Below are 11,717 nucleotides of genomic sequence, written 5' to 3' on the forward strand. Positions count from 1 at the left end.
AAACTACCGAGAGATTTTCTTTCGGTAGTTTTTTGTGAGCAATGAATTTTATATAGCTGAAAAAGTCATATATAATGTAACCTTAAGAATAGAAATTTGTTATATATGAAGTCTATATAAATAATGAAAGAATTGGATAAAAATAGTGGGAGAAGGTGAGTGAATGAGTATTTCCTCTATTGTAAGTAGGCAAAAGGAATATTTTTTAAAAGGGCATACGAGAAGCATCGAAATGCGAAAGAATAATTTGAAGAAGCTTTATGAAGGCATTCAGCATTTTGAAGAAGAAATATTTCAGGCATTGAAATTAGATTTAAATAAGTCAGTTCACGAGTCGTTTACAACGGAAGTTGGATATGTATTAAAAGAAATTTCCTTTCAATTGAAACATATGTCATCGTGGAGTAAACCGAAACGAGTTCGAACAGCACTTACTCATTTTGGATCAAAAGGAAAAGTAGTGCCAGAACCGTATGGTGTGACACTTATTATTGCACCGTGGAACTATCCTTTTCAATTAGCAATTGCACCACTTGTAGGAGCACTGGCAGCTGGAAATACAATCGTTTTAAAGCCGTCAGAGTTAACACCAAGCGTTTCAAAAGTGCTTAAGAGAATGTTAGATGAATTATTCCCAGAAGAGCTTGTAGCGGTAGTAGAAGGTGGCGTTGAAGAGAGTACATCTTTGCTGAGGGAACCATTTGATTATATTTTCTTTACTGGTAGTGTTGGCGTTGGAAAAGTTGTAATGGAAGCAGCAGCGAAACAGTTGACGCCGCTCACTTTAGAACTTGGCGGGAAAAGTCCTTGTATTGTACATAAAGATGCAAAGATAGAGATGACAGCAAGAAGAATTGTTTGGGGTAAGTTTTTAAATGCAGGGCAGACGTGTGTAGCGCCTGATTATATGTATGTGCATTCTTCCGTGAAAGAAAAGCTAATTGAGGCACTGCGACATGAAATTATAGAGCAGTATAGTAAAGAACCTTTGCAAAATGAAAATTATGTGCGTATTGTAAGTGAGCGTCATTTTGAAAGATTATGTGGATTTTTACAAGATGGTCAAGTCGTAATTGGTGGAAACTATAAGAAAGATACATTACATATTGAACCGACAGTACTAGCGGATATTACATGGAAAGATACTGTTATGGAAGACGAAATTTTTGGTCCGATTTTACCAATCATAGAGTACGACAACATAGAAGATGTAATTGGCACAATCCAGCAACATCCGAAGCCGTTAGCGTTATATGTATTTTCTGAAGATAAAGAAGTACAAAAGAAAGTGACGAGTAATATTTCATATGGTGGAGGCTGTATTAATGATGTTGTCTATCATCTTGCCACGCCATATTTACCTTTTGGGGGTGTTGGAAGTAGTGGATTAGGGGGTTATCATGGGAAAGAAAGTTTTCGGACTTTTTCACATTATAAAAGCATTTTAGCCCAATCTACAGCATTCGACATGAAAATTCGTTACTCTTCTACAAAAAGTGCTTTAAAATTCATACGAAAGTTGTTAAAATGATGATGGTGTTTATCAGTAGGCGTAGCCGTATGATAATAGCCCCTTCGCAATGGAAGGGGTTTTTCTGTTCGACGTTATGTATCATGCGAAAATGAATCAAACATACTACATAAAGAATAGAAACGAACGCTTGTTAAATAACCATTTTTGTTTGGATCGAAACAAAAAATAGTCTATAGAACATAAATATTTATTCATGAATATAAAAATTTAAAATTTAAGGTAGATAGGACGGGAAAATGAAAAAGATTATTAAAGTTGAAGCAGTTGAAAAACATTTTGGAAATCAAGTGATTATCCCACCTCTTTCTTTAGATATTAAAGAGGGAGAGTTTTTAACAATTTTAGGGCCGAGTGGCTGCGGGAAAACGACTTTACTTCGTATGATCGCAGGATTTGAAACTCCAACTAAAGGGAATCTTTTATTAGATGATGAAAGAATTAACGATTTGCCGCCATATAAGCGTCATATGAACCTAGTGTTCCAACATTACGCACTATTCCCACATATGACAGTAGAGAAGAATATTTGTTTTGGTATGAAAATGCAGAAAGTATCAGCAGCAGAGCAGAAAGAGCGTGCTGAAGAGGCAATGCGTTTAACGCAGTTACTTGAGTTCCGTAATCGTAAACCTGCGAAGCTTTCTGGTGGACAACAGCAGCGTGTTGCAATTGCAAGAGCGATTGTAAATAATCCGCGTGTATTACTATTAGATGAGCCACTTGGAGCGCTTGACTTTAAGTTACGAAAAGACTTGCAACGTGAATTGAAAAACTTACAACGTAATTTAGGAATTACGTTCATATACGTAACGCACGATCAAGAAGAAGCAATGAGCATGAGCGATCGTATTGTCGTTATGAATAAAGGACATATCGAACAAATCGGAACGCCGAAAGAAATTTATAATAAGCCGAAAACATTGTTCGTTGCGACATTCATCGGTGAAAATAATATTGTGAAGAACGGGGAAGGCTATGTAGCAATTCGCCCTGAAAATGTAAAAGTACGTTCGGTTGAAGAACCAATTTTAAAAGAATACCATCTTGGACATATTGAAGATATTGAGTTTGTCGGAAATATGGAGAAGCTTTATGTACGTGATGAGAAAACATCAGAATTACTAATGGCATATCAAACTGCTGAAGAGGCAGCGCAGTGGAGCATTGGAGATAATGTATATGTAGGCTGGGAGCAAGAGGACGAGGTGACCTTAAATTGAAAAAAGGGAAATTACTCGCACTACCTACAGTCGCGTGGCTGCTAATTTTCTTCCTAATCCCGCTCGTATTCGTATTAGGATTCGCCTTCATGCAGCGCGGAGCTTACGGGACAGTAGAAATGCAATTTACGCTGGAGAATATATCCCGTGTATTTGATCCATTGTACTTAGGAACGTTATGGGAAACTGTTAAAATCGCAGTTATTACAACAGTAATATGTTTATTAATTGGTTATCCGTTTGCGTATACAATTACAATTGTTGACCGCAAATACCGCTCTATTCTTTTATTATTGGCAACGATCCCGTTTTGGATTAACTTTCTTGTTCGTTCATACGCATGGATTGTTATTTTACGTTCACAAGGTCTTGTGAATACGTTGTTATTAAAGCTTGGCATTATTAGTGAACCGTTAAATTTATTATATAATACTCCTTCTGTAATACTCGGAATGGTCTATTCTTTATTACCATTTATGATTTTACCAGTGTATGCAGCAATTGAGCAGCTGGATAAGCGTAAGCTAGAAGCGGCTTATGATTTAGGAGCAACACCAATAAAGGCATTTTGGAATATAACAGTGCCGATGACGATGTCAGGAATTGCGACTGGTTCTATTTTAGTATTCGTTTCTTCTATCGGAATGTTTGTTGTATCAGACGTGATGGGCGGATCGAAAGTAGCATTAATCGGAAACGTTATTCAAAATCAATTCTTAGGTGCACGTGACTGGCCGTTTGGATCTGCGTTATCGATTATCGTTGTTCTATTCTCTGTTCTGTTAATTTACTTATATTATCGTGCAACGAAAGTATATAAATATAATGAGAACGGAGGGGAATAGGCAAAGATGAAGAAGTTTTTAGTTTCTTATTCTTGGTTAATTTTGTTATTCTTGTATTTTCCAATGATGGTTTTAATGGTCTATTCTTTCAACGACTCTCGCATTAATGCGGAGTGGGAAGGTTTTACATTCCATTGGTATACAGATTTATTTCAAAAACAAGATGTTATTGATGCATTTGTAAATAGTATTACGATTGCAGTTATAACAACGATTGTGACAACGGTACTTGGTGTATTCTTTGCAATTGCTTTACATCGTTATAAATATCGTTTCGAAGGGGCTATTAATGGCCTTGTATATTTACCAATTTTAATTCCTGATATTTTAATGGGATTATCTTTACTAATTCTTTTCAGTCAGTTAGGAATGGAACTTGGACAAACAACGATTATTATTGCACATATTACATTTAGCATTTCGTTTGTTGTTGTTATTTTAGCTGCGCGTCTTTCAAGTATGGGACGTGACTTAGAAGAAGCTGCAAATGATCTAGGAGCAACGCCTTGGCAAACGTTTCGTTATGTAACGTTCCCAGCAATTGCACCGGGAGTTATTTCGGCAGCATTATTAACATTCACATTATCAATTGATGATTTTGTAATTAGTTTCTTCGTATCAGGACCAGGATCAACAACATTGCCACTATACATTTACAGTATGGTTAAGCGCGGAGTATCACCAGAAATTAATGCTCTTTCTACAATTTTAATTGTTGCTATCGTAGGATTAATGGTTCTATCTGAAATCTTCCGGAACAAAGGTGCAGATGGTGAAGAAAACTCTGGAGGACACCTTCCTTTATAATACGAACGATATAGAAAGTACAAGGGGGTAATAAACCGATGAAATTAATGAAAAGAATAGCTGGCGCAGCAATTAGCTTTAGCCTTGTTGCTGGTGTGCTTGCTGGTTGTGGTGAAAAGAAAGAAGAATTAAATATTTATAGTTGGGCTGACAATTTTGATGAGCAAGTGCTAAAAGATTTTGAAAAGAAGTATAATGTGAAAATTAACTATGACAAGTACGCAAGTAATGAAGAAATGCTTGCGAAATTACAAGCTGGTGGCGCAAAGTATGACTTAATTCAGCCGTCGGATTACATGGTTAAAACAATGGCGAAAATGGACTTATTAGCGCCGTTAGATAAAAAGAATATCCCGAATATCGAAAATATGGTTTCTAATTTTAAAACACCTGCGTTTGATCCAGAGAATAAATATTCTTTAGTGTACACTTGGGGTGTAACAGGGATTGCATACAATAAAAAGTATGTGAAAGAAGCACCTACAAGCTGGGCGGACTTATGGAATGAGAAATATAAAGGACATGTAACGTTACTGAACGATTCTCGTGAAGTATTAGGAGTGGGTCTTAAGAAGCACGGGTTCTCAAACAGTACGAAAGACGATGCACAATTAAAGACAGCAGCAGATGATTTAAAGAAGCTGCTTCCAAACTTATTAGCATTTGATACAGATAACATTAAACAAAAATTCATTACAGAAGATGCTTGGATCGGAACAGTTTGGTCTGGAGATGCAGCATTTATCGCAAAAGATAATAAAGATGTAGAATATGTTGTACCAAAAGAAGGCGGCACAATTTGGGCTGATACGTTAGCAATTCCAAAAGGTGCAAAACATAAAGAGCTTGCTGAGAAATTTATGAACTACTTACTAGATGAAAAAGTAAGTGTGAAAAACTACGAGTCAATTGGTTACAGTAATCCAAATGAAAAAGCTCATCCTCTTCATAGTAAAGAATACCGTGATAATCACATGATTTTCTTAACGAAAGAAGAGTTAGATCGTACAGAATGGCTTGTTGATGTAGACGATAAGTTAAAAGACTATGATCGTTACTGGACAGAGCTAAAAACAAAAGGTAAATAAGCAAGGAAATGCGGTTTCTAAAGTAGAAATCGCATTTTTTCATAGTAGGAGGAAATCGTTTGAAGAAGAAGTTACATCAGTATGAGGTAATGTGTATCGGTTTGTTATTTGCTGTATTTGGTATTGTTGCTTGGCGCGTACATGCAGGTGGCGTTACAGTGATGGATACATATGTCCGTGGATTAGTAAGAGGGCTACAAACGGAAAGTTCTCTTACATTTTTCTCGTACTTTACAAAATTGGGATCAGCAATTGGGATAGTCGCTACGCTCGTTATAAGTTTGCTTGTTTTTTGGAAGAAGCGTTATTATGCTGCGATGATTGTATATCCAATGGGAATTTTAGTAACACATCTTGTGAATAAAGGGATAAAAGAGATTGTAAAGAGAGAACGTCCGTCATTAAATGAAGCGCTAGATGCACTTGGATATAGTTTTCCTAGTGGACATGCAATGCTATCAATTATGACATTTGGATTTCTTACTTATATCATTGCTGCTAATTTGAAAAGCGTAGCTGGGAAATGTGTCACAACGATTTTGATGGGTATAGTAATTCTATCGATTGGATTAAGTAGAGTCATTTTAAATGTACATTACCCAACTGATATTTTAGCTGGTTACTGCGTAGGTGGTATTTTGTTAATTATCGCGATTTACTACCATCGTTTACTTACTGAGAGATTAGGGCTTAATAAAGAGAGATAGAAAAACGTCTGGAAAAACTATTATTATAGTTTTTCCAGACGTTTTTTGTTTATATCAAGATGTGATACAGTATAAGTGACAATTGAATTATGTAAAGTAGGTGAAAATGTGTGAAGACAAATGTACATAAAGTTGATAAGTGGGGGAAGTTAGGAGCCTTTTTGTATCAGTTTCGTTATACAGTAATTGTAGCGTTACTGTTGCTCGCAATCGCACTTGGGATTTTTGCTCCAAAGCTACCGGGAGTATTAGGTGGTGACGGTTTCCAAACGGAAGGCGACTATCAAAAAACGAAAGAAATTTTAGATAAAGATTTTAAGAAGTCTCAAGATACGCTGCTACTCGTTTTTGAGAAAAATAAAGATGCTTCGCATGAGGAATTTAAAAAGCGAATAAATGAAATTGTAAAGAATGTTCAAGAGAAAGAGAACTATGAATCTTTCCATCACCCAATCCAAAATAAAGAAATGCTACAAGATGACATCGGCTATGCGACAATTTTATTTTCCGGGAAAACAAATAAGGAACGAATGGAAAAGACATTACAATTTGCTGATGAGATTGAGAAAGAAAGTAATATAGCATTAAAAGTAACACCTACAGGGTTTCCGAAAATTAATAAAGAGATTAATGAAAGAACGCAAAATGATTTAAAAGTAGCAGAGATGATTGGATTACCAATTGCGTTTCTTGTATTACTATTTTCGTTTGGTAGCCTTTTGGCATCAATTTTACCGATTTTGAATGGGGCGCTTAGTGTTATTAGTACGATGGGTATATTGTATTTCATCGGTGTTGATAAAGAACTATCTATTTTCGTGTTAAACGTTGCACCGATGATTGGACTTGCATTATCTATTGATTTTGCGCTATTATTTGTGAACCGTTTTCGAGAGGAAGTTGCTAAACGAACGGTAAAAGAAGCGATAGCAATTACATATCAAACGGCAGGACGTGCGATTGTATTTTCAGGATTATGCGTATTTGTTGGGTTATCCGGTTTGTTTTTCTTTAAGATAGATTATATTCAATCTGTCGCGATTAGCGGAATGATTGTTGTCATTATGAGTATTTTATTCTCACTCACACTTCTTCCAGCACTATTATCGTTAATCGGTAAAAGAATATTAAAAAAGAATCAAGTAGCACATACGCCGGCAAAAGCATGGCGTAAATTTGCAAAATTTGTGATGAAACATCCAATTGCAATGATTATTGTTGTTACAACATTTATTGTTATTTGCTTATTACCGTTACGTACAGCTAATTTGCAGTTCCCTGGTGTTGAAGCTTTACCTGAAAAGAGTGATACAAGGATTGCATATGAAAAGTATGAAGAAGCATTTAATGAAACTGTCAAAACACACGCTGATGTTACGTTAGTTGTAGAGACGAAAAAAGATATGAAAGAAAAAGAAAGTCTACAAAAGATAGAAGAAGTCGTTCAAAAGTTAAAAGGTGATAAGAAAGTACATGAAGTAAGAAGTTTATACGACGGGTTAACTGGAATGAAAGCAGATCAAGTTGTTGGAATGTTGCAGTCGCCAGAATCAGCGAAACTAGCTCCTGTATTTGAAGCATACACGCAAGGGAATAAGACGACGATAGAAATATTTTTGAAAACAAAACCACGTACAGAGACTGCAAAACAGTGGGTACGTGACTTTAAAAAGAACTATAAAGAAACGGATGTTACGTATTATCTAGGCGGAATGACGACGTTTCAACAAGAATTAGAAGATGAAATTAAAGATAAAGTTGTAATTGGTATGTCTGTTATATTTGGATCGACCTTTGTTATATTATTATTTGCATTCCGATCTATACTCATTCCAATTAAGGCAATTGTTATGAATATACTTAGTTTAAGTGCAACCATTGGAATTGTTGTTTGGTTATTTGAAGGTGGTCATTTCGGTTTAGAAGCAAGTCCGGTTCTGTTTGTCTTACCAATCTTCATTTTTGGCCTCGTATTTGGGCTTAGTATGGATTATGAAGTATTTCTTATTTCACGTATTCATGAGCTCTATGAAGAAACAGGAGATAACGATCAAGCAACGTTAGAAGGGCTCGTTTCAACAAGTAGAATCATTACATCAGCTGCTTTAATAATGATTGTTGTAACTGGTGCATTCGCATTTACTGATATTTTACCAGTAAAGCAGATGGGTCTTGGCGTTGCATTAGCAATATTTCTTGATGCAACAATTATTCGTCTTATGCTCGTACCAAGCTTAATGAAGTTATTTGGAGACTGGAACTGGTGGTTACCATTTCGAAAAAAACGAGAAAAATCATCGTAAAAAATGCTCATCAATATGATGAGCATTTTTTATGAATAGCAAAGCCTACATTTTGCAAATAGTATGTGATAAGAACATTACATAATAAGTAGGTGAAGGCAATGTTTCGTTATTTTAAGTTTAAGTTAAATGATACAGTACAGTTTGCCGAGAACGATGGGCATATGTATCGCATTGTCGGTTATCGGTTAGAAAAAGGATTTTATCCAAAAGATGAATGGACTCATATCATTTATGAACTACTTAGAGAATTTGACGGGTATACGATGGATGCAGAAGAGGAAGAACTTGTAAAGGTCGTTCAAGTAGAGGATGAGTATTACAAAATACAAGAAGTATCAGGTTATCGCTATCCAGTAAAAATGAAACAAAAACAACAAGTGATGAAAATAGAAAAGATGGACGATTTATTAGATGCTTACAATGATTATAAAAGGTTGGCGGATTTCTTTAAGGATTTATCGTATGAACAAAAAGCTGAAGAAGTATTGTTAGAAATGAAAAGACTTAGAGCTTGAGGGGCAGTCTATTATAAGACTGTCCTCTATTTTTGACGGTGCATCAAAGTGTGTTTTCCGTTACAATGAGAGAATCAATAGAAATAAGGTGATAAACAGTATGGAAACAAAGAAAAAGGGTGAATGGTGTGAAATTACCGTTCCAGCTAAATGGAATGGTATAAGTATTGAATCGGTATTAAAAGTAGAATGGGAAATACCGAAAAAGCTATTACATCAGCTTCGTATGGAAAAAGGTGTTACGGTTAACGGGGAACAAAGAAGATGGAATGAGCTTTTAAAAGAGAACGATAAGTTACAAGTCCATATGTTTGCGGAGGAAGAGTACGGTGTAGATCCAGAATATGGTGAATTACATGTAGTATACGAAGATGATCACGTACTTATCGTAAATAAACCAGAGCAAATGGACACACACCCTGCTGAAAAAGGTGGAACCGGGACGCTTGCAAATCTTGTTGCTTTTCATTTTCAAATGCAAGGTTTAGAGACGAAGGTGCGTCATATTCATCGTTTAGATAAAGATACGACAGGTGGTGTCGTGTTTGCTAAGCATAGAATTGCTGGTTCAATTATGGATCGCTTATTAATGGAAAGAAAAATTAAAAGAACGTACGCAGCGCTCGTTGAAGGGAAAGTAAAGAAGAAACAAGGAAAGATTGATGCTGCTATCGGAAGGGATCGCCATCATGCTACAAGGCGTCGTATTTCTCCAAAAGGTGACCAAGCTATCACATATTATAAAGTAGAAAAGTATTTTAAGAAGCAAAACACGACTTTCGTAACGTTACAATTAGAAACGGGTAGAACACATCAAATTCGTGTTCATATGAGTCATAATGGTAATCCATTAGTTGGGGATGTATTATATGGTGGACAAACAAAATATATGTCCAGTCAAGCATTGCATGCGATGAAGATACATTTCTTGCATCCAATTACGAAAGAAGCGATTGAAGTTGATGTGCCGTTTCCTACAAAGTTAAATAATAAAATAAAAGAATTTCAAAAAGAAAATGCGTAAAGTATAAGTTTTAACTTGAAAAAAGTAGATTTTTGCAGGGATTTCTCTAAAAGAAGCGAAGCCGTTAAGAGAAAAGAGAGGTGAGAATCACTTGATTAAATATAAGTATGTACTGGGAATATTTTTCGCTTGTCTTTTACTTACTCTATTTCTCTATCCCTATTTACCAAATCGTATGGCAGTACATTGGAATGTAAATGGTCAGCCAAACGAGTTTATGAGTAAACAAGTCGTTGTAGCATTTATTCCCTGTTTTATTATTTTTTCATATGGATTTTTGTATATTATTTCACATAATATATTTAAGTTTAATGAAAGAGAGCATGGTATTATAGGCGGATTTATAAAGAAAATTACGTTATTTATGTTGTTTATTCATACGCTTATCCTCTTTATTAATTTTGGGGATTTGATATCCTTTCAAACAGGATTAACGATTGGGATTAGTATGTTTCTTTTTATGCTGAGTAAAGAATTTAAGAAAATAAAAGGCAAAGAAAAAGAAAAAGATCCAATTAAATTACAAAAAATTTGTTTAGTGAGTAGACGGATTTTTCAAGTGATGGCATGTGGCATATTGTTTTCATTGTTTTTGAACTTAGAGTGGGGATTTTATGTATTGCTTAGTGTAATAAGCTGTGGATCTATGTTGTTTATGTTATATATTTTCTATTCATACATAATAGAAAGCTATGAAACTTAAAAAAGAGTCTTCTCATTATGAGAAGACTCTTTTAATCTATTTACTTCGTAATAAATTGTTGTGTCCAGTAGTTGCCGCTTTCTACATAACCAACACCGATGTGAGTGAAGCCGTTATTTAAGATGTTTGCACGGTGTCCAGCGCTGTTCATCCAAGCTTGTACTACTTCTTCAGGTGTACGTTGACCTTGAGCGATGTTTTCACCTGCAGATGTATAAGAAATACCAAATTTCTTCATCATGTCAAACGGAGACCCGTATGTAGGGCTGTTATGATCAAAGTAGTTGTTTTTTTGCATATCTTCAGACTTAATACGTGCTACTTTGCTTAATTCAGTATCGATTTTTAGTGCTGGTAAGCCTTGTTTTGCACGCTCAGCGTTTGTTAATTCAACAACACGTTGTTCAAACTCGCTTAAAGATTTTGCTTCTTCAGCAGGCTTTTGCTCAGCTGGTTTTTGTTCAGCAGGTTTTTGAGTATTGTTGTTTTCAGCAGGCTTTTGAGCTTCTGGTTTTTGAACTTCTTCAGCAGGCTTTTGCTCGGCAGGTTTTTGCTCAACTGGCTTTTGAGTTTCTGGCTTAGCTGTTGGTTGCTCAGTTACAACATTTCCAGTAGGTTGTTGACCAGGAATGAAGCAGTTTGGTTGGAAGTTTCCTTGTTGCCATTGTGCTAATGATTCAACTCCCATAGATTGTAAGAATGCTTGTAATTCTTGTTGGCTCATTTGTTTCATCATTACTTTTGAATGCTGAATATTTTGAACCTTTACGTTAGATGGTTGTACTGTTGCAGCTTGTGCATCTAGAGAAGATACTCCTAAAGTAAGAGCTGTTGCAGCAGCTACAGATAATAAAACACGCTTTTTCATGATGTGTGTCCCCCTATATAAAGTTTTAATTTGTTTTCACACGATTTGTTTTTGACAGCCTGTCTGACTGACAAATTCATCGTAGCATACAATTTGCGAG

At 35.6% G+C, this 11,717-nt stretch carries 11 protein-coding genes; 10 read left to right on the forward strand and 1 reads right to left on the reverse strand.

Annotation, left to right across the window (positions count from 1 at the left end; all coding sequences use genetic code 11):
* Nucleotides 1-163 precede the first annotated feature (163 nt).
* The 10 genes from C3Y97_RS06435 to C3Y97_RS06480 all read left to right on the forward strand — a co-directional run bounded on the left by C3Y97_RS06435 (nt 164) and on the right by C3Y97_RS06480 (nt 10,749).
* Nucleotides 164-1,531, forward strand: a complete 1,368-nt coding sequence (locus tag C3Y97_RS06435) for an aldehyde dehydrogenase (RefSeq protein ID WP_000028375.1) — start codon at nt 164-166, stop codon at nt 1,529-1,531.
* A gap of 239 nt (nt 1,532-1,770) precedes the next feature.
* Entirely contained in the window at nt 1,771-2,754 is a 984-nt protein-coding gene (potA, locus tag C3Y97_RS06440) for a spermidine/putrescine ABC transporter ATP-binding protein PotA (protein ID WP_000720333.1), read from the forward strand.
* Nucleotides 2,751-3,599 (forward strand): spermidine/putrescine ABC transporter permease PotB, encoded by an 849-nt coding sequence (gene potB, locus C3Y97_RS06445; protein WP_000715500.1) that lies wholly within the window; start codon nt 2,751-2,753, stop codon nt 3,597-3,599. The genes potA and potB overlap by 4 nt, the downstream gene beginning before the upstream one ends.
* A gap of 6 nt (nt 3,600-3,605) precedes the next feature.
* Nucleotides 3,606-4,406 (forward strand): spermidine/putrescine ABC transporter permease PotC, encoded by an 801-nt coding sequence (potC, locus tag C3Y97_RS06450; RefSeq protein WP_000714192.1) that lies wholly within the window; start codon nt 3,606-3,608, stop codon nt 4,404-4,406.
* Nucleotides 4,407-4,444: 38 nt separating this feature from the next.
* Nucleotides 4,445-5,494, forward strand: a complete 1,050-nt coding sequence (potD, locus tag C3Y97_RS06455; RefSeq protein ID WP_000772485.1) for a spermidine/putrescine ABC transporter substrate-binding protein PotD — start codon at nt 4,445-4,447, stop codon at nt 5,492-5,494.
* Between the two features lie 59 nt (nt 5,495-5,553).
* Complete coding sequence (locus C3Y97_RS06460) at nt 5,554-6,201, forward strand: phosphatase PAP2 family protein (RefSeq protein ID WP_000727797.1); 648 nt, start codon at nt 5,554-5,556, stop codon at nt 6,199-6,201.
* 110 nt (nt 6,202-6,311) lie between these two features.
* Nucleotides 6,312-8,504, forward strand: coding sequence for an MMPL family transporter (locus C3Y97_RS06465; RefSeq protein WP_000856405.1), 2,193 nt, complete (start codon nt 6,312-6,314; stop codon nt 8,502-8,504).
* A gap of 101 nt (nt 8,505-8,605) precedes the next feature.
* Nucleotides 8,606-9,022: a hypothetical protein gene (locus tag C3Y97_RS06470; protein WP_000490301.1), complete on the forward strand. Its 417-nt coding sequence runs from the start codon at nt 8,606-8,608 to the stop codon at nt 9,020-9,022.
* A gap of 100 nt (nt 9,023-9,122) precedes the next feature.
* Nucleotides 9,123-10,046 carry an RluA family pseudouridine synthase gene (locus C3Y97_RS06475; RefSeq protein WP_000448350.1) on the forward strand — a complete coding sequence of 308 codons (924 nt, stop codon included), beginning with the start codon at nt 9,123-9,125 and terminating at the stop codon, nt 10,044-10,046.
* Nucleotides 10,047-10,137: 91 nt separating this feature from the next.
* Nucleotides 10,138-10,749, forward strand: a complete 612-nt coding sequence (locus tag C3Y97_RS06480; protein WP_006917704.1) for a DUF1648 domain-containing protein — start codon at nt 10,138-10,140, stop codon at nt 10,747-10,749.
* A gap of 40 nt (nt 10,750-10,789) precedes the next feature.
* On the opposite strand, the gene C3Y97_RS06485 is transcribed toward C3Y97_RS06480, so the two are convergent.
* Nucleotides 10,790-11,617 (reverse strand): CAP domain-containing protein, encoded by an 828-nt coding sequence (locus C3Y97_RS06485; protein WP_000747603.1) that lies wholly within the window; start codon nt 11,615-11,617, stop codon nt 10,790-10,792.
* Between the last annotated feature and the right edge of the window lie 100 nt (nt 11,618-11,717).

It is taken from the genome of Bacillus sp. DU-106 (genome assembly GCF_004799705.1).
GTDB classification, from domain to species: domain Bacteria; phylum Bacillota; class Bacilli; order Bacillales; family Bacillaceae_G; genus Bacillus_A; species Bacillus_A cereus.